The following is a 25,644-nucleotide window of genomic DNA, read 5'->3' as shown; positions in this document are numbered from 1 at the left end:
GAATAACGGAGGAGAGAACCGTGCAACGCGAAGACGTACTGGGACAAGCCCTGCAATTACTTGAGATTCAAGGGATCGCCAGCACCACGCTTGAGATGGTAGCCGACCGTATCGATTACCCTCTGGATGAGCTTACGCGCTTCTGGCCCGATAAAGAGGCGCTGCTTTATGATGCCCTGCGCTACCTCAGCCAGCAGGTTGATATCTGGCGCAGGCAGCTGATGTTGAATGAAGAGCTGACCGCCGAACAGAAGCTGCTGGCACGCTATACCGCGCTGACGGAATGTGTAAGTAACAACCGCTATCCGGGTTGTCTGTTTATCGCCGCCTGCACCTACTACCCCGATCCAGGCCATCCGATCCATCAGCTGGCGGATCAGCAAAAACGGGCGGCGCACGACTTCACCCACGAGCTGCTGACAACGCTTGAAGTGGATGATCCGGCAATGGTAGCAAAGCAGATGGAACTGGTGCTGGAAGGCTGCCTGAGCCGTATGCTGGTAAACCGTAGCCAGGCCGATGTGGATACCGCTCACCGCCTGGCAGAGGACATCCTGCGCTTTGCCCAGTGCCGCATGGGCGGCGCGTTGACGTAAGCGTAATTTGACCTGTTTGCTTCAGAAGTCAGCGCATTGCCGCAAACTTAAGCAGTTGAACAGCTTTTCCAGAAATAGTGTTGACGATCGGGCGGGATTGCGGTTTAATGCGCTCCGTTGCCCGGATAGCTCAGTCGGTAGAGCAGGGGATTGAAAATCCCCGTGTCCTTGGTTCGATTCCGAGTCCGGGCACCACTATTTAAAGAACCCAGCCTATGGCTGGGTTTTTGCTTTTCAGCGCCAAAACACCGGGGGCATTCCCCTCAGATGACTTTCAACGTCAAACTATTCACGCTTCCTCATCTACTCTCCATAGCCCCTCGGTGCATGATTCACTCGAACGTAAAGCAGGGCATTTAGCTGCAATACAACAATATTATTTTGAATCAAAAAACATGAATTCATAAGTATTAATACAGGAACGTTAATACATTTATTGGGAATTTTCTTAACGTCCTGCGAGATTATAATTAGTATTTTTCAAAAGTCTTAGATATATCTATTTGACTTCCGTGCCATTGTTGCAAATAAAAATACCCCTTGTTAGAATGCAAACATAATTATGTCGCATCCTTTGACAAAAACCACTGATGATGCTTTTGCATTTTATCCCGTATAACCTGGCCATATTTTTCCAGCGGAAGAAGTAAGTGTCTAACTTTATAAATTGAAATACCGCACAGATTGGCAAGCTCCCTCGTGGACAGTCCCTGCGTGCTATGATCTTTAAGTAAATTGAGAATCAACATTTGTTCCGGGCCTCTGATCATCGCCAGACCACTTATTCCCATTTCCGCCGCTAACATCTGCAGATTGTCGTGAGGTGCGTTGTAGCCTGGATGTACAGCCTCCGGGTTGTATGAACACAGTGAGAGTTTCATTGTCGACTCCTGAGTTTTGAAGGAGTTAGCAGTATGAAATCCCTTGAGTCAACCAGCAACATTAGCTTCAAATGAAAGTAAAAACAGGGTTTTTATCTGGCTTTCATACTGTTTTATCAAAAACAGTCGGTATGTGAGAGAAAAGTAGGGCTTAGGGAGGAGAGGGATATGAGGTACGATATTGAGGGATTTATCACTTTTGATACGGAGGATGCATCTCTCCTTAATGTGCTTACCGGGGATTGCGTTGAATTATCTCAGACATCGACGCGTCTATTAGCAGAATTACTCAATCACCGCGGCGATATCCTGTCCAGAAGTGAAATTTTTCATTCCGTGTTTGATCAGTACGGCGCCAGAGCATCAAATAGTAACCTCAATCAATATATCTCAACGTTACGCAGAAATCTGAACGACCTGGGCGTGGAAAAAGAGATTATCACTACCGTTCCCCGCATTGGTTTTAAGATTGCAGATGATGTCATCATCCATAACGACCGCGAGTATCGAACCCCGTTCCTGGAAGAAAAAGCCTCAGAAGCCACGCGCAACCCCCCTCCTCCTTCGGTGTTTGAAAGGATAGCCCGAATAATCGCGCTAGGTATTGTGTCAATCCTTTTAGTAATAAGGCCTCACACCGTCGATTCAGGGAATAACGTACATAAAATAGTTGATGACCAATGCATCATTTTTACATCCCCCGCACTGTCGCTATGGGATGTAAAAAATAGCTTTCATTTTACAACACAACCATTCGACTGTTCGCAGCCAAAAGAACTGTACCTTTACAAGAAGCAGATAAATGGAACCTTAGGTAACATTATACAATTGCTACTCGTTGAGTGTGATAACGGTAACTGCGAAAGTTTTTATTACAGAGAAAAAAACAATGTCTAAGCGCGTCTTTTTCCTGTTGCTCTGCCTCGCTCTCTTCCTGGCGGGGGGGATGTATTCATTTACCAGCCCCGCTGTTTTCTCCTGCGAATCGCAATTTTCTGTCGTACAAAACATTAACGGCAAAAGTGTCCATGCTGAAGGGCTGATTTTTATCAACATGGCGAACGATCATATCCTCATGAATATCGATGGGTTACTCTCTCATGACAATAAAAACAAACTGATTTCGCGAACGCTCAAGATAAAATTCAAAAAATTCAACCCCAGCGCGCATTTATATCAAGTCACGAGTGTCCGCACCCTGCGCGACAGCACAGATAATATTGATGACACTGTCGCCATAAATTTATTATTTGGCAAAGGTCCAGACGACAAAATAATTTACCTCAATAAATTCAATAATAATACATTACTCTTTGGTAACCACACATTTCCGCAGTATGGTTGCAAACGAAAATAATTTGTGTGGTTTTCTTTAACGAAGCACAGCGTAAGTTAAATTTTCAATATCATGAATATAAACTTAATAGAATCACTGGCTTGCATCTCAAAAATAATAGACATGATCAACCCTCGGCTTAACTTGCATCATGTCAGAACGGCGTATATTGCCTGGCTCCTGGCACGAGAGTCGCAGTTTACGCCAGCGCAATGTCGGAAAACCCTGCTGGCGGCCCTGCTTCATGATATTGGAGGACTGAATGAAGAGTCTCGCCTCCAGCCTATGAGCTATTACGATAATGAACTCAATAACCACGCCGCTGTGGGAGCGGAATTGCTGGCCAGTGTCCCTTTACTGAATCCGCTGAACGCCATTGTGCGATATCATCATACCCACTGGAATAATGGTCGGGGGGCGTGTGTTAATGGCATTAAAACCCCGAAAGAAAGCCATATCATTTATCTGGCCGATCGTCTGGATGTATTAATCTCTCACTACCGGGCCAGCGATGTCATCACCGCACAAGAAGAAATTATAAAAATTATTGTCAGCGGTGAGAACGACCTGTTTCAACCTGACTATATCCATGCCTTCCAAAGGGTCGCAAGCAGGGATCATTTTTGGCTAAGAATTCAATCAACAGAGTTTGACGATTATATTAAAGAAATCCCCCGCATTCATAACGACACCCTCTCATTACACAACTTTCGCGATATCGCCGGTATGCTGGCGCTTATTATAGATGGATTCAGTCAACATGGGGTTCAGCACTCTCTGGTGGTCGGGCGAATATCGGGATACCTTGCCAGAGAAATGGGTATTCCTCCCGTGCAGTGTTTAAAGATTGAAATCGGAGGGCTATTGCATAATCTCCCAAGCCTGGCCCTGTGCGCCACACCGGCACAGACCGATGAGGGAAAAGCAGTTTGGGATGAGCTCTATCCTATTGAGGCAATAAGAGACATAGCAGGATGGTGTCAGCTTCAGAAATCCGTAGATGCAAAATCCGCTTATCCGCCGGAAGTGACGATTATCAAAGCCAGCATTTGGCTGGCCTCGTTACTTCAGGGGGTCACGCTATCGTCCGAATTTAAGGCCCGGGTAGGTGAAACGGCGGAAATCGCCCCCGCGCTGGCGGGTATCGTGCAGCAACACAGTGCGATTTTATTACAGATATTCCATGAGTCGGTCAAAGAACGACGCGCTCTGGTACAGCGAATTAATCAACTGACCCTGTCATGAGCCGCGGGAAGTCGCCCTTCTCGCGGCTGCCTTAACTCAGGCTGACAGCCCTCCGTCCAGCACCAGCGTTTGCCCGGTGAGATAGCGGCTTCCTTCTCCGGCCAGAAAGGCAACAGCGTGCGCCACGTCCTGCGTTTGCCCCAGACGGCGTAAGGGAATGCTCTGCCGCATGGCTTTCAGGCGGGCTTCAGGGATAGCCTCAACCATTTCACCTTCAATCAGTCCCGGCGCCAGACAGTTAACCCGAATGCCAAAGCGTCCCATCTCCTGCGCCAGCGAACGCGTCAGGCCAATCATTGCGGCCTTACTGGCTGCATAGGCCGTTTGGCCGCTATTGCCCTTTATTGCCGTTACGGACGACATCAATACCACGGCTCCGCTTCCCTGCATCATCATGGCGGGTAAAAGCGTTCGGTTCCAGTTCACGAGCGCAACCAGGTTGTTCGTTAGCACATCCTGCCAGTCGCGTGCCGTTTGATGAATATGCAGTGCGTCACGGGTCATTCCGGCGTTGTGTACAATGGCCGCTGGTGCGCCAAACTCATCAAGTAGCGACGTCGCCAGCCGTTGGACATCCGCCTCATCGCGGCCATCGCAGCGGTAACCTTTTACCCAGGTTGCCGTGCGCAGACCTTGCGCCTGCGCCAGCGTACGGCCAATTCCGGCCTCATTGCGGCCGGTAAACACAATGTTCCACTCGGGCAGAAGGTGGCTCACCAAAGCCTGTCCGATTCCTCTGCTGCCGCCGGTGATCAACATCCATCTCTTTGTCATCTCAGCCAGCCATTTCCTGGTCGATGTACAGACTCAAATCGCGAAGGGTCATATGCGGCTTTTTCATAAACATTTCGGCCGTAAGCGTCACGTTAAACTCGCGTTTCGCCAGTACCATCAGTTCAACATAATCGAGGCTGTCAAGTTCCAGCTGCGGCAGCGTCGTGTCCGGTGTCAGCGCCTCCAGCGGCAGATCTTTTGCATCAGCAATCATTTCGCTGATTTTGCTGTAGATGATTTCATACGAGTTCATTTGCATTTCCTTTTGTCAGCGGGCCAACTTTCAGCGTCACGGCACTGCTGATGTAGTGTTGTTGATAACGGGTTTGCGCAGCAATTCGCACCACTGCGCCATATCTAAGATCGCCAACCACCGTGGCGGGTAATGTCTCTATCTCAAGCGGTTCCGGTAAAGGCACCGTCTGCCAGGGCGCGAGCAGATGGCTGTCAAAAACAACCTCCTGATGGGTCTGGACAACGGGATAGCGGGTAAACAACGCCTCCAGCGTATGACCAGACGGTATCAGCGGTGCGATGTCTTTCTGATGTAACAGCGCGGTATCCTGAAGAAGATGGCGAAACAGCAGGGCATCAAGAAAATGCCACTGCTGTGCGTGGGGAAGCAGGGGCAAAAACGTCTGATGTAGCGCGGCAATGGTTGATGCGCCGAGTTCTCGCTGACTTTCTGCTTCTGCCACAGCAAAAAGGTTAACCGGCGCGATAGCACATGAAAGGCAGACCGTTTGAGCGGTAAGATCGTACACGGAGGCTGAAACAGGCTTGTTGGGATCGCACATCAGAAGATAAGTGGTATCCCGCCACAGCGGCCTGCGCAACCGCACGGTACACTTCAGAAAGGATGAGCGGCGAACTTCCGGACTGATGAACCGTTTGACATCCAGCAGGGCGCGCATACCGTGCACGCTGAGCCGGCTTCCACCCTGCGATTTCACCCAGGCTTTATCAAAATGCACGGGGTTGTAATCCCCTGAAAATGCAGCCCATAGCCGCGCATCCTGTTGGCTGTAACGCAGCGTCATCATGAATGTTTCTCCAGAATCAACGCCGCGTTTGCGCCACCAAACCCAAAGCTCAGGTTGAGCGTACGGCGGATAGTGGCGTGACGATGCCCTTCAACGACATAATCCAGATCACAGCACTCATCCGCATGCTGAAAATTGGTCGTCGCGGGGATAATGCCGTTGGCAATGGCCTGCAGGCAGACGATGCTCTCGAACGCGCCTGCGGCTGAAATTAAGTGCCCGGAGTAAGACTTCGTGCTGGAAATGGGAACAGTCCAGACCGCCTCCCCCAGCGCCATTTTTAGCGATTGCGTTTCGTTGATGTCATTGAGCGGTGTCGAAGTACCATGAGCGTTAATATAGTCCAGGTGCTCGGGTTCAAGTCCGGCCTGCCGCAGCGCGGAGATGATGGTTTGCACGCGCGCAAGGCAGTCTTCAGCGGGCGAGGTAAAATCCCAGGCGTCAGAGAAATTGGCGTAACCCGTAATTTCGCCAAGAATGGTCGCGCCGCGCGCAAGCGCCCCCTCGCGCGACTCCAGACACAGTACCGCCGCCCCCTCCGACAGCACGAACCCATTACGGTGGGCACTGAAAGGACAGCTGGCGCGCTGCGGATCCTGCGTTTCTTTACTTAACGCCCCTAATACGTCGATATTCCAGATCGCGCAGGGACTGGTCAGCGACTCCCCGGCCCCCGCCAGCATCATCTGCGCTCTGCCGGTGCGGATCACCTCGTAGGCTTCGCCAATGGCGATGGTTCCCGTCGCACAGGCCGCTACCACGGTGTTCTGGAAGCCGTTGAGCCCCCAGAACTGGCTACAGGCGGCAGTGGTGACGCTAGGCATCGAATAAAAACAGTTAAACGGCGAGGCGAAGCCCGTTGCCGAAAAATCGCTCTGCGCATCGTAGCTTTCGTCCAGCCCTCCCCAGCCGGTCCCCATGATCGCGCCGCAGTCTAGCGGGCTATAGAACTCCTGCGGTGGCTGGCCGCCAAAAGCCATCGCCATGGCCTGACGCGCCGCGCCAAACGTGAGCCGGGCAAAACGCGGCAGACGGCGTCTGACGGCGGCAGGAACCCCAATCAGGCTGGGTTCGTTGTCCACCAGCCCGAGAAAATGGGTTTTGATATTCCGCGCCGTGTAATCGACGTAGCGATAGCCCAGCCGATAGTCCATGATCGCCTGCCAGCTCTCACTAGCCGTCACGCCAAGGGGGGTAACGGCCCCATAGCCGGTAACAACCACCCGATTATCTCCATTTTTCAGCTTCATCTTTTATCATCCTGTTTTGCGTGTCGCCCCCTTGTGCCAGCCAGAGCTGCAGCGTGGCGTAAAGGTAGTCGTACTGGGTTTGCGCGAGGGCGTTCTCTGTGTTCAGCAGATCGTCCTGCGCGTTGAGCAGCGTCTGGAAATCCACCGCACCTGCGCGATAACGGCTTTCCGTAAGGGATAATCGCCGCTGGCTAAGCGCCAGCGACTGATGGAGTCGGCTGCGTTGCTCATCTGCACTCAGCCGGTTTTCCATAGCCTCATCCACTTCAGCGAGTGCGGTATAGGCGGTAGAACGAAATGCGATCGCTGCCTGTTTTATCGCTAAATCCGCCTGCGCGACGGTGAGCTGACGGGTGTTCCACTGGATAAACGGCAAGGCCAGCGCGCCCCCTGTCGTACGGATAGGATCGCGGAACCACTGGCTGAAAACCTGGCTCCCGGCATTCAGAGACGCATCAAGCGAAAGTGTGGGGTAGAACTGCAGGCGAGCCGCGTCGTAACCCGCAAGCGCGGCGCGCAGGCGCGACTCAGCAGCCTGAATATCTGGCCGCTGAGCGATCACCCGTAGCGGCGTTTTTTGTGCCACAGGCACCTGCTGATACACGTCCAGCTCGCGCAATTCATCGGCATGTTGTTCCGCCGGCCTGTTAAGCATCAGTGCCAGCGCACTGCGTGTGTTCTGGCGCTGCTGAACCAACGTTCTGAGCTGATTTTGCCGCGCCAGCAGCGCCTGCTGTGCTTGCAGAACATCAAGTTGCCCCACCTTTCCGGCGTTAAACCATGAGGACACCTGTTGCACGGTCTGTTCAGAGACAGTCAGACCGTCACGCTGATGGCGGATCTGCTGGTTATACAAGGCGATACGCCAGTAAAGCTGAGCGGTGAGGCCCATCGTTGAGAGAACGGTTGCACGGTAATCCTGCTCGCTTGCCCTGGCCTGCCATTCGCTTTGCTCACGGGTGCGCGCCAGTTTTCCCCACAGGTCCAGCTCCCAGGCGATGGCAACACTGCCGCTGTAGTTCTCCTGTGGAGGTGCCCCCCGACGCACATTTTTACTGTTACTGGCGGCTCCACTCACTCTGACGTCGGGGGAGATGTTAGTGCTGGTGAGTCCTGCCGCAACGCGTGCTTGCTGCAGCGTGAGGGCTGCCGCTGCAAGATCGTTATTGCTTTCCAGTACCTGTTCAATCACCCGAGACAGGCGGGGATCGCTAAAACGCCAGCCGTTTTCCGTCCCCTTTTCCGCCATCGTGGGCCACTGTGTGGGCAATGACAGCAGCGGGCGCTGGTAGTCGCTGCGGGTCATCGCGCGGCAACCCGCCAGGAGTAGCAGTACGGCTAAAAAGAGGTATCGTGTCATTCGCGAGCCAGAGCCTCCGTAGGGGAAAGGCGAGCCGCGCTGCGCGCCGGGAAATAACCAAACGTGAGGCCGATCGCAGCAGAAAAACCGCAGGCCATCAGCACCGGGAATACGGTAAACACCATTGAAAAGGCGTCCGTCACGAAGGCAAAAATATGCCCTGCCAGCCAGGCGCCTGACACCCCCACCAGGCCACCGAGCACGCAGATCATCACCGCCTCAATGAGAAACTGGTTCATGATGTCTGCGGGTCGAGCCCCCACGGATAATCGAATGCCGATTTCATGCGTCCGCTCCGTCACCGACACCAGCATGATATTCATCACACCCACGCCGCCCACCAGCAGCGAGATAGCCGCGATCGCTGTAATCAGAAGCGACATGGAGTCCGACGTTTTTTGCATGGCATTCGCCAGCCGATCGTCGGTTTGTATAAAGAAATCTTTTCGTCCGTGTTCCCGCAGCAGGTGGCGCTCCACGCGCTGCGCGGCCTCCTGTGATGTCAGCGGCGGCTGAAAACGCAGCACCAGCGACTCCAGCGGTATTTGCCCCGTCAGCCGCTGCTGCAAAGCAGTATGCGGAACCCACGCCGCCATGAAGCCCCCCACCACTTTCGGCCCGGGTCGAGTGGCCACGCCGATCACGCGCCACGGCGCACCGGCAATCTGCACAAGTGTACCGAGCGGATTTTCCCCACCGGGGAACAGCGTATCTCGCCCGGTTTCATCCAGGATCATAACCGGTTCACCTTCCGCAACATCGCGCGCCGTGAAGCCATTACCCTGAACAACGCGCAGCCCTTGCAGGGTGAAAAAGTCCTGTGATACCCCTGACAGCATCATCGAGGAATCCAGACCTTTGCGGACCGCGAGTGCAGTGCTGCTGACGACCGGCGAGACGCCCATCACCCACGGCAGCGCCTGCAAACTGCGCACGTCTTCCATCGACAGCGCGCGCGCCATGTCCGGACGCGCGTTGCCCCATCCGGTGCCCGGGCGGATCTCAAGCGTCGTATTTCCCAGCTTGCCTATCTCATCCACGATCGCCCGCCGCGCGCCTTCCCCTACCGCCATTGACGACACCACCGACGCGATGCCAATGATGATCCCCAGCATGGAAAGAAACGCACGCATACGGTGCCCAAGCAGTGCACGCCAGGCCATACGAACCGACTCGCGAAAACGGCTCACCAGCGACGCTCGGCCGTTGTCCTGCTCCGGCAGCAGCGTTGAGAGATGAACCTCAGCGTGCCGTACATCGCTGATGATTCGCCCGTCGCTAATCTCAATTATGCGCTGCGCCTGTCGGGCGATATCGCGGTCATGGGTAACGATAATCACCGTGTGCCCCGACGCATGCAGCTGATGCAGCACGCCCATCAGAGCCTTACCGCGGGTACTGTCGAGCGCGCCGGTAGGTTCGTCTGCCAGGATAATGTGTGCACCGTTGATCAATGCCCGACAAATGCTCACCCGCTGCTGTTGTCCACCCGACAGCTCCGCTGGACGGTGCTGGAGACGGTTTTCCAGCCCGAGCTGAACAGCTAACCTCTGCACACGGGCGGTACGCTCCTGTTCCGACATTGCGGTGTACAGCGCGGGAATGGCAATGTTTTCTTCTGCGGTCAGATACGGCATCAGGTGATAGCGCTGAAAAATGAATCCCAGGTAACGGCTGCGCAGATCGGCAAGGTAGAGGCTATCCGCGTTATGCACGGGCGTGCCGTTGATCAGGACTTCTCCGGACGTGGGCTTGTCCAGGCAGCCAATGATGTTCATCAGCGTGGACTTACCCGAGCCGGATGCCCCCACAATCGCCACCATTTCACCGCGATGAAAGGTCAGTGAAATATCACTCAGCACCGCTAACGTTTGAGTGCCCGCGTGGAATCGTCTGCACACCCGCCGTAATACGATAATCGGCTCCATCCGCTATCCTCGCTCCGTCTCTTGCGCCAGCACCACCTGTTCGCCCGCCTGCAGCCCTTCCAGCACTTCGGCGTACTGCCGATCTTGAATGCCAATGCGGATCGTGCGGGACTGCGTATTTCCATCTTTAACGGTGGTGATGGTGTAACGATCGGCATCCAGCGCCTGGCCCAGTGCGGCAACCGGAACACGCAGGACATTGCTGGCCCTGGCGATCTGAATAAATACCTGTGCCGTCATGGATGTTTTGAGCTCACGCCCGGCGTTAGGCACTTCGAACGTGCCGGTGTAGTAGACTGCCATCGCCTGCGCGTTCCCGCCCATACCTCTCTCACCGGACGCCTCCATCGCGTCCTGCGGCGCAGGCTGCACATAGCCCATGGTACTGGCGTAGCGTTTATCCGGATTGGCGATGACATAAAAACTGAGCGGCTGGCCGGGATGAATTTTTTGGACGTCCGCTTCTGAAATACGCGTTTGCACCTGCATCGTATCGAGATCCGCCAACACCAGGATGGTCGGCGCCGTTTGCGAAGAAACGATGGTCTGACCTTCACGGGTCACAATACCCAGCACCTCGCCGTCGACGGGCGCGACAATGCGGGTATAGCTGAGGTTGGCCTGCGCCGTTTTCACCGCCATTTCAGCCTGTGCAATCTGCGCCTCGCTCACCGCTATCTGCTCCACCTGCACAGCGTATTGCGATCTGGCCTGCTCAAACTCACTGCGCACCCCCGAGCCGTCACGCTGCATCAGACGCTGTCGGTCCAGCTCCTGGCGGTAGCGCAGCAACATTGCCTGCGCAGAGCGCTTTTGCGCTCGGGCGCTGGCAAGCTGCGCCTTTGTATTCCTGAGTTCCGATTCCTGTAACGTCGGGTCGATTTCTGCCAGCAGTTGCCCTTTCTTCACGCGCTCTCCCTGGCGAACATACAATTTCCGCAGCTGTCCGTTGACCTGCGCACCGACGTTAACCTGTACCGCTGGCTTCAGGATCCCCGTCACCAGCACCACCTTTTCGATGTCGCCGGTGCCGATAGTGTCCACGGGTAAACGCGTATGCGGTGAGGGCGAGGCCATAGACACCCAGACGCCCGCCATCGCGGCGGCAAACGCCAGACCGCAGCCCAGCATCACCCAGCGAGATTTATGCTTCATCGCTCCCTTCCCGCAGGCTGAGCCTGCCGTCGACCAGGTGGTAAACCTGCTGAAAGCCCGATAAAACCTGCTCGCTATGCGTGACAACAATCAACGACTTACCGGCCCTGCGGCAGTGGGCGTGAACCGTTGCCATGACGATTGCCGCGGTTTCGTCATCAAGATTGGCCGTCGGCTCATCGAGCAATAACACCGGACGTGAGCTGTACAACGCGCGCGCCAGCAACAGGCGCTGACGCTGGCCGAGAGAGAGCGCCGCGTGGCTTTCGCGGATCAGAGCATCCAGCCCACCCGGCAATGCACGCACCACGTCACCCAGCATGAGAGCATCAAGCAGGGCCTCAACCCGTCCGCGGTCACGCTCGCGGTAGTGCGCGTCGAATAAGGTGATGTTTTCACGCACCGAGGCGTTAAAAAGAATGTCCTCCTGGCTTTGCAAACAGACATACTGCGCCAGATGCGCGGCAGGCAGCGCGCGACCGGCGGCATAACATCCTCCTGCCTGAGGCGAAAACAGCCCGGCGATCAGCCGAAGTAAGGTACTTTTACCGGCCCCCGACTCCCCGACTATCGCGATCTGCTCACCCGCCGGCAGCGATAATGAGACGGATGAAAGGACGGGCACAGCGGGGTCATACCCGTAGCCAAGCGCCTCAAAGGCCAAAGCAGGCGTTGTATCCGCTGTCGGTACCGCGATCAGCGGCGCGGGCGCGCGTTCTCCTCCTGGAGCAAAGAGGGCATGTGCGCGGGTGTCGATCACGTGCAGCTGCGTTTTCTGGATGATGGCGTAGAAGATCCGCGTGACGTAGGACGTGAAGATTTGCCGCAGGAAGCTGTAGGCAAAAAAATCGCCCAGCGAGATCTGCTTGCCATGGACCATCGGCAGTACCACCAGCATAAACGCCACCATCTCCAGGCTACCGCATAGCTGATAGAGCCCTTCTTTCACCTGTTGATAGACCTTCTGGCGCTGTAGGCATGTGTAGAGCTCGCGGCTTAAGGCGGCAAACTGCGCCTGACGCTGCCCTTCCAGCCCGGCGGTTTTGACAGTCAATATGCCCTGAAGGGTCTCCATGAAAAAATCATTCAGCGCAGCGCTTTTCAGCTGTAGCTGCTGGGTAAACCAGCGATCGCGGATCACGGCCCAGACGCTGATGATCCCCATCACCGTCACGCCAATGGCGGAGATCGCCGCCAGGATGGGCGCGATCCAGAACATGATCGCCAGCGCGATCGCACCGATCACCCAATCGGAACGCAGACCATTATCCAGTTCGATCTTCTGCAGCAGGCCCATCTGCCAGGCCGTGAAGCGGCTGAAGATCTCCCCCGGCGCGCGTTTTTCAAAAAAACGGAGGGGGTTTTGAAGCAGGCGAGAAAAGCCGACACCGCTGTGGATCAGCACAAAGCGTTTAATGTAGCGTTCGGCGATCGCCCGAACCCCCAGCGCCATCAGCGAAGAGACCACAAAGGCCAGAATAAACCAGCCGTACGGGAAGCCGCTGCTCTCAACGCTGGAGAAAGCTTTATTGATGGCACTACTCACCATCGTGGGCATCAGAAACAGCGTTAATGACACCATGAAGGTCAACAGCATCAGCCGATATATGCCCGGCACATCTGCCGTCTCCTTCATGCTCATCACCCGAGGCATGCTCTGTCCCGCTGTCGGTCGCGCCAGCGCGGGATCTGCAGCCAGCCTCTGCTCTGGCTCCACTATCAGGGCATAGCCGCTGATCTCCTGCTTAAGCGCGGCAAAAGGCAGCCACTGCTCGCCAATCGCCGGGTTCATCACGCAGACGTGGTTGCCTTTACGCCAGGCCAGCAGGACATAGTGGCTCGCGCCGTAGTGCAAAATGGCTGGCAGCGGGAGTTCACTGAGTTCGTGATGCTCAAACAGCACAGGGGCCGTCGCAATGCCCAACCGCGCCAGAATGGCCATCAGCGTGTCCAGCGACGTACCGTGGTCGGAGGCTGGAAAAATGTCGCGCAGCGTTTCCAGTGAGATCGTCTGTCCCTGTGTTTGTGCCAGCATTGCTACACACGCCAGTCCGCATTCGTTGGTCTCTTCCTGAAAGATCAGATTCGGGATCGTGTTTTTCATTGTTATCGTGAGTGATTAATAAAGTAGAGAGAATGGCTGTGCCACAGGAGCCACTCCTGCGGGGACGCTCGCAGGGTAGATTCAATGATGTCGGGCAGCGCGCTGGCGACATGCTGGCTGCTCACCGGCGGATGAATGTGAATACGCAGGCGGTTGTCATAGCTCAGGTGATAAAACACGACCTGCGCAGCTATCGCCCCGGAAAGACGCACCAGACCACCGTGCAACCTGGCGCTGCGACCAAATAAACGACACGGCTGTTTCGCCACCAGCATCCCTTCAGCCTGCGAGGTATAGTCTGGTGTGATATCGGGGAAAATAATCATGTTCCGCTGCCCGGCGGCGACATCGGTGATGAGATCCATCAGGTTGCTGGCAAGCGTTTTGTTTTCCTGGTGGATTGAACAGTAGTCAAGTGCTACGCCGCCGAATGCACGGGCGGGAGCGCTGTAAAGCTCCGCGCTGGACGAGACCACCACACTGGCTTTCCCCGGCGTGACGCTGGCACCAATGATGGCAGCGAGCACGTCAGACACCGTATGGAGCGGCGCCAGTATGTAGGGTGCATTTTGCTGGTACAGCGGTGTAACCACCGCATTGAGTTCCGCTGCGCAAGTACGCATTTGCTGAAGCAGCGCCGGGTTTTGCGCCCAGGTGGCGGCCTCTTCCAGCAGGCGTCGCCGTACTGTCAGCCAGGCCACGTTCAGGCGGATTTTTTGCCCGGTCAGGCAACGAACGTTTTCATTCGCCACCGCGTTACGCAAGCGAAACGCACGCCCGAACAGTCGCGTTGCGCACAGTCCCTTCGCCACGGTCAGCGTCACAGGGAGAGGCACGACGCGCACAATTTTCCTCAGAAAAAAAACACCGCACTGAGTAAGCCTTTGATGAATGTCTTCAATCTTTCCCGTGCTGTTTTTAAAACTCAACACGCTCCAGATTATGAATAATCTGACCACGGGATTATTTATCCTCTTCGAGCAATTCCCGAATGCGCTGCGCAAACGCCGGGAACTCGCGATCCTGAGCAACAACATAGCGTTTATTAATAATAAACATCGGGGTGGCGTTGATATCATAGTAAGCAGTAATGGCCGCCATTTCGCTGAGACGTTCTTTTACCGCATTGCTTAGCCTGAACGTATTAAACTTGACGACATCAATATTATTTTTGACTAACCAACCATTCAGCTTTTTTTCATCCGTCAAATCGACGTTGCGCGTGATAATGGCGTTATACGCACTGTCGCGAATCTGCTTTTCTATCCCCATCGCTTCCAGCGTCGCAAAAAGCGGTGCATAGGCTGCAAGACCATTATCCTCGTCAGCAATATGAATAGAGGTAAATGTGCTGTCTGGCGGCAGAGTACGGCTAAATTCCGCGAGGTTCTCTTCGTTTGCCGCACAATAATGACAACCATAAGACATGACTTCGATAATACTGCGCTCATTTTTAATCGGACTGTTCGCCTGCATGTCGGGGCTGACCTCGCGAAATGCCTGCGTCTGCGAATCATCTCTCGTAAAAGTTTTAAAAACAAAAATATGGTAACAAAGTACCGTAATCAAAACGGAAACCATAATCAGAAAGATCGAATAACCGATCGCGGTTTTGCGCATACAGGTAGTCACTATCGTATTCTCTCAGTGGAAAATAAGAGCCTGAGGGTGTTCAGCCCCCAGGCAGTGTCGATGTTAATAGCGGTTAGGGATCCCACCGCATTTGCTGGAATCAGCATCTCTCATTGTGGTCGTACAGCCATGCTTATCTGTACAGGTTGTGATCTGCTTACAGGAGGTGACGCCACCAACGGTGACGTTTTGATACGTGATTTCACACGTCTTGCAGGTTCCCCCCACAATCCTCGCGGCTTCAAATGCGGTCAGTTTTTTCATTTCCGTTCTCCTTACTTCGGGTTAATGGCGTGCAATATGTTGCACTGTTAAATCGGTAATGTGTTCTACCGAAAATGTGGCTCACGGATTCAGGGCATAATGCCGCGAAACGCAGAGAATAAAGCGATATTGCTTTTGATATTCAACCTCTTCATTAAATGGCGTTTGATATAGCTCAAGCGACGAATGTCGACGTTTACTTCGTCTGATATTTGCGACAGGGATTTCCCCTTAAATAGCTCTTCCATCAACCACCACTCACTCCCGGAAATCGTGGGATCCACGCTCCGGTCATAAAGTTTTTTTTTCGTATAGTTGACCAGCGATGCACTAAAGCAACATCCCTGACGTGTTTTATCCAACAGACGCTGAAAAAAAGGCGTGATGCTCTCCATATTTTCAGTTTTGAGCAACCAGTGCGCGGTGGGCAAAAGCGAATACAGCGCAAAAAAAAGAGGCATATTATGTTTGCTTAAGAGAATAATCAGGTTTTTATTTTCCTGCTGATAGAACTCTTTCATTAATTGCAGCGTGTGAAGCCGCTCTCGCGGCAGGCTGTCTAAATCACAGAGGATCCACATGCAACCCTCGTCATTAACCTGACGCTGTAATTGAACAAGGAGCTGATCGTAATCATCCGTTAAGGAATATAAAACGTCCGCTTGTTCTGCGAGTAAACTGGTAATAACCATTTTAATTCCTTGCGAATAAAAAATATTTTTATCGTAAAGAAAGAACTGATATCTCATGCCGCAGCTCCCGGTTAACGCCGCTACTGATAATCCAACGTATAATGTGCAGTGGCGGTAAATGGCCCGGTAGTTAACGTTCCGCTTGCCACGGCATCGGGTTCCGCTTCAACAAAAGCCTGGAAGCTTAGCCGTAACAGGGTGTCGTTGATGAGAGTGGGACGGGTGGCGACATTCAGGCGCACGGGAGTATCATCCTCCTCCAGCAATCCAATCCCTACCCCGCCCGCATTACCCGGCGCTGTTGCGTTGATGGCCAGCCGGTCCGCCATATTGGCGTTGGCGATGCCGCTGAACGTTACCGTCACCGCGTTAAAGACGTTCGGATTACAGTCCTGCAATTTAATCGCGAACGGAACCGGTGTCGTTTTTCCGTTTATATACAATGACTTTGTTGATATCTCACCAAAATCCACCAGGATCCGACCCGACTCTGGCGCAATACTGCACGGGTAAGCCATGACGACGCCTTTAAAGCTAAGATCGCCACCGATCAACTCTCCCAGCGCCCAGGCGGGTGCCGCAGCGAATACCGTGAGATAACAGGTGAGGATGATTATCATGCGATGCATATTCCCTCCTTACTGGAATTCAGCCACAACCGTCGCCGACGCATGGAACTCGCCTTCGGGAATAACCGAGGTAGTGTTTTTGGCCACCGGCGCGGCGATCAGGTTCCAGTCACCTTCGTTGTGGGAAAATCCCGGCACGTTATAGAACGTGTTTGGCACCACAGGATTACCCTTGCTATCACGCAGCGCGATCCCCAATTCAGACCGGTCGACGGCTCCCTGCGTACTCAGGTATTTACCGTCACTGAACGCTGGATTAGCTTGCTGGATCCCCAGCTTGATATTCAGCTCTCCTTGGGAAAAACTGCCGCCCTGGCACTTGACGTGAATCGGTACGTTTTGACTGTAATTGATGCCATCCAGCCGACTGCCCGTCCCCGGAATGTTGCCGAAGTCAACGACGATGGGCGTCCCCTGATTCACGATGCATTTATCCGGTACGGTGATGACGCCTGAAGCGATGGTGACGCGCGACAGTGGCGTTTGGCCCATTGCACCCGGCCCCAGTCGTCCATAAAGTGTTGCGATTTCTGCCCCCTGCAAGTTGACCCCATTGATAATGGGCTTGGTGATCATAAAGGTCACTTTCCCCTTCGCACCGGAAGCAAACTGGTTGTCCAGTATGGTGCTGGGGGGGTTGCAGTAGTTCTGATTGACATTATTGGAGACGTTATCGAAGGGTACGGTTTTGTACTGCTGTAGATTACCGCCGATGTAGATCTCGATTTTGACGTCCATGTAGTCATTCAGCTTGAGGTAACCCGCCGTCATTCCTGATTGGGTTAACGTTGCCTGCGACGTGTAATAGACCGGCTGGCTTATCATCGGCTGCGCGCAGTACGCGCGGCCCTGAAACATCCCTGCCAGATCAAATTCGTCGATAACGACAGCACCGACCTGATTGCTGGTAATATCATGATTGTTAATGTTGATCAGGTATTCATAGGTGCCATTTACCGCCTTAATTTCACCGTCCACCACGGATCGTGCCGCCCCGGAAAATCCGAGCGCGCACATCGCGAGAAGAGCGGCATAAGGATAAGGATGTTGCATTGTCAGGCTCCTTCCTTGTTAACCCTGCTGGGCAGGGGGTAACGCCTTACAGATATTGCCATCACAACGGAATTTCAGCTCCGGATGCCCGCCATAGTCATTCACAAACTTCATAGAAAACTGACTGACACCGGCGTCCGTTACCGCAAACGTCTGGCTCGATTTAGGCGCAACCATGATCCCCGGGAAACGGGTGATCTTCACCCCGTCTCCTTTGGTCAGGCTGAGGATCGTCACGTAGTAAGGCGTAGGATTCTGCACGGTCATTTCGCTGCCGCTTTTCTGGAACACCACCCGATCCTGCCAAACTTCCCCCTTTGTCTTCGGGATCACCGCTTCAGGGCGATAAAACAACTTGATGCGTGATTGCATTGCCAGCTGAAGCGTGTTGGGTTTTTCCGGTTTTGGCGGAATTTCCCTGACGTTGAGGTAGAACAGGCTCTCTCTGTCCTTCGGCAGTTTTTCGATGCCAGCCGTTTTAGTGACCCGCGCGATCCCTTTCTGCCCCCCATTAATTCGCTGTAACGGCGGGAGTACAATCAGCGGAGAGGCGATCTTATTGCCCTTTTCATCCTCCACCCACGACTGGGCCAGGAAGGGGATATCCGGGCTGGTATTGGACAAATTGGCGCTGGACGAAGACTCTTTCTCCGTAATGATGATGCGCGTCCGATCCAGGGAGACGCCTGCCTGCGCGTAGCCCGCCACCAGGCTAAGCGCACACGCCGCCGTAAGATATCTGCTATGTCTGTTCTTGCTCATTTTTAGCCTTTCATTACAGTGAGATAATGCTTACTAAAGGATTAACGGCACGGCAGAAGCATGTCCGAACGTCCGTTGTTCTCTCCAGGCGGGACGGTTACTTTGCACTGCTGTTTGCCCCCCCACATAACATTCAGGGTTTCATTGGCGTTTATGCCCGCAAGCCATGCCTTTCCGTCCTCCAGCACCATGGCGACGCTTACGCCATCGGCGTTGTAAATTTCTGCCCCAAAAGGAGGGACGCTGTTATCAACGAGGCGCAACGTGCCCATCATTTTCATCCCTTTCGCCATCCCAAAAGCCTGATAGCCGATGGCCCCTTCAGTCAGGGTGCTGGTACTGATGGCTCTGGCCGGTTCGATATCGCCATCCATGGCGTCGACATCTACGCGGGTATCAAAGCTGTTGTAACTCACTACATCCGGTACAACGGCAATACCGAAGCGGTTAGTCCGGGACTTTTCACCATTGAGTGGGACGCCGCCAATGCCGTTGGTATCGACCATGACCCGCGCCGTGTTCATTGTTGCGCCACTGTTATGCATCGCCGCACCGTGCCGGGTCGCCGTAAAGCCGCCGCGCAGAGTGGTGCTTAACGCCATAAACTCATTTTGCTGGTAGCTTGCGTTGGTATTAATTTCCGCCCACTGCGAACGGTGCAGGTAATAGCCGTCAACGCTGGCGTTACTGTTCTGACTGGCACCCGCGCGAACGCGCCACAGATTGTTGAAGTCGCTGTTGTCGGTGTATGACGCCATTGGACTGGTTTTACCGTTGTTGGTCTGGACGTCCAGACCCGCCCATTTGTTATCCCCAATCGGCACAGACAGCGAGAGGGAAATTGAGTCATCCTTACGCCCTTTATAATCGGTACGGTAAGCAGAAAGATTGGCGGTGATGCCGTTGATATCGCCAACGCGGAAGGCTCGCCCCACGGACATGCCGTATCGATCCTGGCTGCGCTGATTCCAGTAGTTTTGGTGGGTCCAGGTAAGAAAGACGGTCGTCGCTTTACCCGCCTCACCGGCCCAGAAGGTTTTACTCCCGGTAATGGTGTAGAGCTGTTTCTCGCGTCCGACATGGTCATAACTCTGATAACGCTCATCAAGGTATTGCGCCATCGTGCGGAAGTCTTCCTGTGAGAAGCGGTACCCCGCGAACGTAATTGAGCTGTTGTATTCGTCGAAGGTTTTCGCGTAGCTCAACTTATATGAGGTACCTTTCAGGCGTTTGCCGTCAGGCTCACGGCTCCACGACTCTGTGGCATCCAGAGAGATCGCCCCTAACGCGTTCAGATCGCGACCTATACCCAGAGAAGCTGCAGTGTAGGCTTCACCCGATGACTGCAGGCCACCGTACAGCGACCACGCGTTGCTGATCCCCCAGGAGAAATCGCCAGACAGGAACGTCGGTCCCTTTAGCGAGTGGTTATAGCGGGACGGCGTGCCACCAGAGAGGTTGTAACGCACATAGCCCGGACGCGTGAGATACGGAATACTGGCGGTATTCACCTGGAACAGCGATACCGAGCCATCCTGCTCCTCAACGCGTACATCGAGCGTACCGCGCACTGAACTGCGTAAATCCTGAATATTGAACGGTCCGGCGGGGACGGTAGTTTCATAGATGACGCGCCCGCTCTGACTGACGGTCACTTTGGCATTCGAGCGAGCAATACCGTGGATTTCAGGCGCATAGCCCTGCAGCGCAGGCGGCAGCATCCGCTCATCGCTGGCGAGGTTAATCCCGGTAAATCGCAGCGTATCGAAAACCTGCGAGTTCAGGTAAATCTCCCCCAGCGTCAGTTTTGCCGCCATCATCGGCAAAGGCCGGTAGGCGTAGATCTGGTTCCAGTCAAAACTGGATTGATGGTGCTGGCTGTAGTAGCTGGTCTGATATTCACCGCGTATGCGCCAGCCGCCGATGTTAGCTCCCGCCTGACCGTAACCTGATATCGCGCTGTAGTTTTTATTGTCACTGAACTGACGAGTCAGCTGCCCGTTAATGCTGTAGTCAAAAATCAGGCCAGCAATACCTTCATCCCAACGTTCAGGCGGCGTCCAGTCAGGATCGTTGTACTTCATCCATGCCTGCGGCACGGTGATATCAAGCACGCCGGCATAGTTGCTTAATTTCGCGCCCGACAAACGCTGCAGGGAATAGCAGTTTTCATAGATTTGAGCGATCTGTGAACGTGCGTCTTCTTTCAGCGCCAGTTTGTCCAGCAGGTCGCCGCTGATACACGGCAGCGTACGATTGCCTTCAGGCGATTCCACATAACGGATTTTCTCCTGGCCTACCGACTGGCCGTTAATACGGATATCCAGCAGATAATCACCAGGTGTGACATAGTTATCTGTCGCAAAACGTGACAGATCAATACGGGTACGATCTGAAGCATCCAGAACATCAGTATTAAACTCAACGCGCTCTTCTCCGCGCGCCGTTGCTGCATAGCAGCAATTCATCACCAGGAGAGCAATAATTGTAAGATTCGTTTTTAATTTTACTGACATGATCCCCGTCCTGAACAAATCCATTAAAAGCGTCCAGCGTTCCACCGCGTTATAATTATTTTGTTAATGCCTACAATTAAAATATGGAGAAATGCCGTCATGACTTTCGCGTAAATCGTTCCATCGCGATGACAGTGAAATAAAGCGGCATTAAAAATCCATTTTATTTTCGTTCTTTAACAGTGCGGGATAATTCCCGCACTGAAGTTGCTCTGCGGATTACTGATAAGCAATCTCGAAGTTAACCGTTGACTGGAAGGAACCCGCCGTTACGGTCGCACTTGCGCTTTCTGCTTTCACATATGCCACGAACGGAATGGTGTTGGTGCCATCAACCAACTGAACAGGCGTGGTTGCGTTACCCCAGACGACGTCCTGGCTGGCGCTGTCACGCAGGCCAATACCGGCACCCGACGCAGTACCAGAAGTGAAGGCAGCCAGAGACGCATCCGTTGGGTTTACGCTGGTTGGGGAGTACGTTACCTCAGCTGTTTGTGCAACGGTGGTGTCACAGTGCTGCAGTTCAATGTTCTGATGTACGTTTCCGGCGCGCGCACCATTAGCCAGTGCAGAAACTGGAATTTGGCCAAAATCAACGCTTACCGGGCTTGAGCCTGGCGCCAGACCACATGCGGTATTCACCAGTTCGCCCTGGAATTCAATCTGGCCATTCGTCGTATCAGCGAATGCAGACATTGAACTCAGAGCTGCGGTCAAAGCAACAGCCATAGCAACTTTATTCAGTTTCATAAAATATCCTGTTTTTACCAATATCCTGAGAAATAAAGAGTCGTCACGCTACAAAAATGATATACGCGAGTGAAATTAACTCTTGGTTTAGTTCTTAAAACGATATGCGAATAATGAAACTCGCCTAATATTAATTCCCATCGTTTCTTCGAACTAATTCAAATGCTACCAAATCACAATTTCATCACAAAGCAATACATTTAATGTGGGATAGATACGCATTATTAACTCGTAAGGCTCAAAAAACAGGGTTTTATATCTCGCAGAGTGGCATGAATAATCTGAAATTTATGATGCTTTTACCACATATATAAATATAAAAAAAATGGGAAATTAAGAAATTTCGTAGAGGGAAATGTGAATTTGTTTAATCATGGGGAGAAACTGTGCTGTCGGATGCAGTCACCCGCAGGGAGAGGGTGAGAGTGAGGGAGAAAAACAAAAGCAAAAAACCCCGCACCTTACGGTACGGGGTTCTTCTTATTTGATGCCTGGCAGTTCCCTACTCTCACATGGGGAGACCCCACACTACCATCGGCGCTACGGCGTTTCACTTCTGAGTTCGGCATGGGGTCAGGTGGGACCACCGCGCTAAAGCCGCCAGGCAAATTCTGTTATCTGTATCAGGCTGAAAATCTGTCTCTTCGCCAAAACACCTTCGGCGTTGTAAGGTTAAGCCTCACGGTTCATTAGTATCGGTTAGCTCAACGCATCGCTGCGCTTACACACCCGACCTATCAACGTCGTCGTCTTCAACGTTCCTTCAGGAGACTTTAAGTCTCAGGGAGAACTCATCTCGGGGCAAGTTTCGTGCTTAGATGCTTTCAGCACTTATCTCTTCCGCATTTAGCTACCGGGCAGTGCCATTGGCATGACAACCCGAACACCAGTGATGCGTCCACTCCGGTCCTCTCGTACTAGGAGCAGCCCCCCTCAATTCTCCAGCGCCCACGGCAGATAGGGACCGAACTGTCTCACGACGTTCTAAACCCAGCTCGCGTACCACTTTAAATGGCGAACAGCCATACCCTTGGGACCTACTTCAGCCCCAGGATGTGATGAGCCGACATCGAGGTGCCAAACACCGCCGTCGATATGAACTCTTGGGCGGTATCAGCCTGTTATCCCCGGAGTACCTTTTATCCGTTGAGCGATGGCCCTTCCATTCAGAACCACCGGATCACTATGACCTGCTTTCGCACCTGCTCGAGCCGTCACTCTCGCAGTCAAGCTAGCTTATGCCATTGCACTAACCTCCTGATGTCCGACCAGGATTAGCTAACCTTCGTGCTCCTCCGTTACTCTTTGGGAGGAGACCGCCCCAGTCAAACTACCCACCAGACACTGTCCGCAACCCGGATTACGGGTCTACGTTAGAACACCAGCCATTAAAGGGTGGTATTTCAAGGACGGCTCCACGCAGACTGGCGTCCACGCTTCAAAGCCTCCCACCTATCCTACACATCAAGGACCAGTGTTCAGTGTCAAGCTATAGTAAAGGTTCACGGGGTCTTTCCGTCTTGCCGCGGGTACACTGCATCTTCACAGCGAGTTCAATTTCACTGAGTCTCGGGTGGAGACAGCCTGGCCATCATTACGCCATTCGTGCAGGTCGGAACTTACCCGACAAGGAATTTCGCTACCTTAGGACCGTTATAGTTACGGCCGCCGTTTACCGGGGCTTCGATCAAGAGCTTCGCGTTACCGCTAACCCCATCAATTAACCTTCCGGCACCGGGCAGGCGTCACACCGTATACGTCCACTTTCGTGTTTGCACAGTGCTGTGTTTTTAATAAACAGTTGCAGCCAGCTGGTATCTTCGACTGATTTCAGCTCCACCCGCAGGGGCTTCACCTACATATCAGCGTGCCTTCTCCCGAAGTTACGGCACCATTTTGCCTAGTTCCTTCACCCGAGTTCTCTCAAGCGCCTTGGTATTCTCTACCTGACCACCTGTGTCGGTTTGGGGTACGATTTCGTGTTACCTGATGCTTAGAGGCTTTTCCTGGAAGCAGGGCATTTGTTACTTCAGCACCGTAGTGCCTCGTCATCACACCTCAGCGTTAAAAGGTACCGGATTTACCTGGAACCTCCGCCTACATGCTTAAACCGGGACAACCGTCGCCCGGCTAACATAGCCTTCTCCGTCCCCCCTTCGCAGTAACACCAAGTACAGGAATATTAACCTGTTTCCCATCGACTACGCCTTTCGGCCTCGCCTTAGGGGTCGACTCACCCTGCCCCGATTAACGTTGGACAGGAACCCTTGGTCTTCCGGCGAGCGGGCTTTTCACCCGCTTTATCGTTACTTATGTCAGCATTCGCACTTCTGATACCTCCAGCAACCCTCACAGGCCACCTTCAACGGCTTACAGAACGCTCCCCTACCCAACAACGCATAAGCGTCGCTGCCGCAGCTTCGGTGCATGGTTTAGCCCCGTTACATCTTCCGCGCAGGCCGACTCGACCAGTGAGCTATTACGCTTTCTTTAAATGATGGCTGCTTCTAAGCCAACATCCTGGCTGTCTGGGCCTTCCCACATCGTTTCCCACTTAACCATGACTTTGGGACCTTAGCTGGCGGTCTGGGTTGTTTCCCTCTTCACGACGGACGTTAGCACCCGCCGTGTGTCTCCCGTGATAACATTCTTCGGTATTCGTAGTTTGCATCGGGTTGGTAAGCCGGGATGGCCCCCTAGCCGAAACAGTGCTCTACCCCCGAAGATGAGTTCACGAGGCGCTACCTAAATAGCTTTCGGGGAGAACCAGCTATCTCCCGGTTTGATTGGCCTTTCACCCCCAGCCACAGGTCATCCGCTAATTTTTCAACATTAGTCGGTTCGGTCCTCCAGTTAGTGTTACCCAACCTTCAACCTGCCCATGGCTAGATCACCGGGTTTCGGGTCTATACCCTGCAACTTAACGCCCAGTTAAGACTCGGTTTCCCTTCGGCTCCCCTATACGGTTAACCTTGCTACAGAATATAAGTCGCTGACCCATTATACAAAAGGTACGCAGTCACACCCGAAGGTGCTCCCACTGCTTGTACGTACACGGTTTCAGGTTCTTTTTCACTCCCCTCGCCGGGGTTCTTTTCGCCTTTCCCTCACGGTACTGGTTCACTATCGGTCAGTCAGGAGTATTTAGCCTTGGAGGATGGTCCCCCCATATTCAGACAGGATACCACGTGTCCCGCCCTACTCTTCGAGTTCACAGCCTGTGCATTTTCGTGTACGGGACTTTCACCCTGTACCGTGCGACTTTCCAGACGCTTCCACTAACACACAAGCTGATTCAGACTCTGGGCTGCTCCCCGTTCGCTCGCCGCTACTGGGGGAATCTCGGTTGATTTCTTTTCCTCGGGGTACTTAGATGTTTCAGTTCCCCCGGTTCGCCTCGTTAACCTATGTATTCAGTTAACGATAGTGTGACGAATCACACTGGGTTTCCCCATTCGGACATCGCCGGGTCAAGGGTTCATATCACCTCGCCGGCGCTTTTCGCAGATTAGCACGTCCTTCATCGCCTCTGACTGCCAGGGCATCCACCGTGTACGCTTAGTCGCTTAACCTCACAACCCGAAGATGTTTCACTTCTGATTGCGAAAATTTGAGAGACTCGAACACACCATTAAAGATGTGTCGTTTCAATTTTCAGCTTGATCCAGATTTTT

Annotated in this window: 22 protein-coding genes, 1 tRNA gene and 2 rRNA genes; 5 read left to right on the top strand and 20 right to left on the bottom strand. The window is 53.4% G+C overall.

Annotation, left to right across the window (positions count from 1 at the left end; genetic code table 11):
* The first annotated feature begins 20 nt into the window (after positions 1-20).
* A complete protein-coding gene (locus ACQG22_RS01935) occupies positions 21-596 on the top strand; it encodes a transcriptional regulator (protein WP_013095254.1) in 576 nt (191 codons plus the stop codon).
* 119 nt (positions 597-715) lie between these two features.
* A tRNA-Phe gene (locus tag ACQG22_RS01930) sits at positions 716-791 on the top strand.
* Between the two features lie 365 nt (positions 792-1,156).
* On the opposite strand, the gene ACQG22_RS01925 is transcribed toward ACQG22_RS01930, so the two are convergent.
* Positions 1,157-1,477: a FaeA/PapI family transcriptional regulator gene (locus ACQG22_RS01925; protein WP_014830351.1), complete on the bottom strand. Its 321-nt coding sequence runs from the start codon at positions 1,475-1,477 to the stop codon at positions 1,157-1,159.
* Positions 1,478-1,645: 168 nt separating this feature from the next.
* Here ACQG22_RS01925 and ACQG22_RS01920 point away from each other — a divergent pair, with 168 nt between their 5' ends.
* From ACQG22_RS01920 to ACQG22_RS01910, 3 genes are read left to right on the top strand one after another with little or no spacing between them, the layout of a single operon-like run.
* The gene (locus tag ACQG22_RS01920) at positions 1,646-2,374 is read left to right on the top strand and encodes a winged helix-turn-helix domain-containing protein (protein WP_014830350.1); all 729 of its coding nucleotides are present in this window, start codon (positions 1,646-1,648) and stop codon (positions 2,372-2,374) included.
* Entirely contained in the window at positions 2,367-2,834 is a 468-nt protein-coding gene (locus ACQG22_RS01915; RefSeq protein ID WP_369706799.1) for a hypothetical protein, read from the top strand. Before ACQG22_RS01920 ends, ACQG22_RS01915 begins: the two co-directional genes overlap by 8 nt.
* A 51-nt stretch (positions 2,835-2,885) precedes the next feature.
* Positions 2,886-4,058, top strand: coding sequence for an HD domain-containing protein (locus ACQG22_RS01910; protein WP_369706800.1), 1,173 nt, complete (start codon positions 2,886-2,888; stop codon positions 4,056-4,058).
* 36 nt (positions 4,059-4,094) lie between these two features.
* On the opposite strand, the gene ACQG22_RS01905 is transcribed toward ACQG22_RS01910, so the two are convergent.
* The 19 genes from ACQG22_RS01905 to ACQG22_RS01815 form a co-directional block, all read right to left on the bottom strand.
* On the bottom strand, positions 4,095-4,832 hold the full coding sequence (locus ACQG22_RS01905; protein WP_028028078.1) for an SDR family oxidoreductase: 738 nt from the start codon (positions 4,830-4,832) through the stop codon (positions 4,095-4,097).
* A 1-nt stretch (position 4,833) separates the two neighbouring features.
* A complete protein-coding gene (locus ACQG22_RS01900) occupies positions 4,834-5,085 on the bottom strand; it encodes an acyl carrier protein (RefSeq protein ID WP_013095136.1) in 252 nt (83 codons plus the stop codon).
* Positions 5,072-5,875, bottom strand: coding sequence for a MaoC/PaaZ C-terminal domain-containing protein (locus tag ACQG22_RS01895; RefSeq protein ID WP_013095135.1), 804 nt, complete (start codon positions 5,873-5,875; stop codon positions 5,072-5,074). The genes ACQG22_RS01900 and ACQG22_RS01895 overlap by 14 nt, the downstream gene beginning before the upstream one ends.
* Positions 5,872-7,125: a beta-ketoacyl-[acyl-carrier-protein] synthase family protein gene (locus ACQG22_RS01890; protein ID WP_262812762.1), complete on the bottom strand. Its 1,254-nt coding sequence runs from the start codon at positions 7,123-7,125 to the stop codon at positions 5,872-5,874. Before ACQG22_RS01890 ends, ACQG22_RS01895 begins: the two co-directional genes overlap by 4 nt.
* Positions 7,103-8,485: a TolC family protein gene (locus ACQG22_RS01885; RefSeq protein ID WP_336340381.1), complete on the bottom strand. Its 1,383-nt coding sequence runs from the start codon at positions 8,483-8,485 to the stop codon at positions 7,103-7,105. Before ACQG22_RS01885 ends, ACQG22_RS01890 begins: the two co-directional genes overlap by 23 nt.
* Entirely contained in the window at positions 8,482-10,413 is a 1,932-nt protein-coding gene (locus ACQG22_RS01880; protein ID WP_369706801.1) for an ABC transporter permease, read from the bottom strand. The genes ACQG22_RS01885 and ACQG22_RS01880 overlap by 4 nt, the downstream gene beginning before the upstream one ends.
* A gap of 3 nt (positions 10,414-10,416) precedes the next feature.
* Positions 10,417-11,568, bottom strand: a complete 1,152-nt coding sequence (locus tag ACQG22_RS01875) for an efflux RND transporter periplasmic adaptor subunit (RefSeq protein WP_369706802.1) — start codon at positions 11,566-11,568, stop codon at positions 10,417-10,419.
* Entirely contained in the window at positions 11,558-13,672 is a 2,115-nt protein-coding gene (locus ACQG22_RS01870; protein WP_261658659.1) for a peptidase domain-containing ABC transporter, read from the bottom strand. The genes ACQG22_RS01875 and ACQG22_RS01870 overlap by 11 nt, the downstream gene beginning before the upstream one ends.
* Before the next feature lie 2 nt (positions 13,673-13,674).
* Positions 13,675-14,631 (bottom strand): ABC transporter, encoded by a 957-nt coding sequence (locus ACQG22_RS01865; protein WP_213382685.1) that lies wholly within the window; start codon positions 14,629-14,631, stop codon positions 13,675-13,677.
* Between the two features lie 4 nt (positions 14,632-14,635).
* A complete protein-coding gene (locus ACQG22_RS01860) occupies positions 14,636-15,292 on the bottom strand; it encodes a DsbA family protein (protein ID WP_369706803.1) in 657 nt (218 codons plus the stop codon).
* Positions 15,293-15,367: 75 nt separating this feature from the next.
* Entirely contained in the window at positions 15,368-15,568 is a 201-nt protein-coding gene (locus ACQG22_RS01855; RefSeq protein WP_013095127.1) for a DUF4762 family protein, read from the bottom strand.
* A gap of 89 nt (positions 15,569-15,657) precedes the next feature.
* Complete coding sequence (locus tag ACQG22_RS01850) at positions 15,658-16,317, bottom strand: DNA-binding response regulator (RefSeq protein ID WP_369706804.1); 660 nt, start codon at positions 16,315-16,317, stop codon at positions 15,658-15,660.
* 23 nt (positions 16,318-16,340) lie between these two features.
* The gene (locus tag ACQG22_RS01845; RefSeq protein ID WP_369706805.1) at positions 16,341-16,889 is read right to left on the bottom strand and encodes a fimbrial protein; all 549 of its coding nucleotides are present in this window, start codon (positions 16,887-16,889) and stop codon (positions 16,341-16,343) included.
* A gap of 9 nt (positions 16,890-16,898) precedes the next feature.
* Positions 16,899-17,942: a fimbrial protein gene (locus tag ACQG22_RS01840; protein ID WP_095453767.1), complete on the bottom strand. Its 1,044-nt coding sequence runs from the start codon at positions 17,940-17,942 to the stop codon at positions 16,899-16,901.
* An 18-nt stretch (positions 17,943-17,960) separates the two neighbouring features.
* Positions 17,961-18,704: a fimbrial biogenesis chaperone gene (locus tag ACQG22_RS01835; protein WP_353798088.1), complete on the bottom strand. Its 744-nt coding sequence runs from the start codon at positions 18,702-18,704 to the stop codon at positions 17,961-17,963.
* A gap of 41 nt (positions 18,705-18,745) precedes the next feature.
* The gene (locus tag ACQG22_RS01830) at positions 18,746-21,220 is read right to left on the bottom strand and encodes a fimbria/pilus outer membrane usher protein (RefSeq protein WP_369706806.1); all 2,475 of its coding nucleotides are present in this window, start codon (positions 21,218-21,220) and stop codon (positions 18,746-18,748) included.
* A gap of 219 nt (positions 21,221-21,439) precedes the next feature.
* On the bottom strand, positions 21,440-21,970 hold the full coding sequence (locus ACQG22_RS01825) for a fimbrial protein (RefSeq protein WP_013095121.1): 531 nt from the start codon (positions 21,968-21,970) through the stop codon (positions 21,440-21,442).
* A gap of 489 nt (positions 21,971-22,459) precedes the next feature.
* Positions 22,460-22,575: ribosomal RNA gene (gene rrf / locus ACQG22_RS01820) — 5S ribosomal RNA — on the bottom strand.
* A gap of 63 nt (positions 22,576-22,638) precedes the next feature.
* A 23S ribosomal RNA gene (locus ACQG22_RS01815) occupies positions 22,639-25,542 on the bottom strand.
* Positions 25,543-25,644 lie beyond the last annotated feature (102 nt).

Source organism: Enterobacter cloacae complex sp. 309I3 (assembly GCF_050031595.1).
GTDB lineage: Bacteria > Pseudomonadota > Gammaproteobacteria > Enterobacterales > Enterobacteriaceae > Enterobacter > Enterobacter cloacae.
This window is presented reverse-complemented; position numbering and strand designations above follow the sequence as displayed.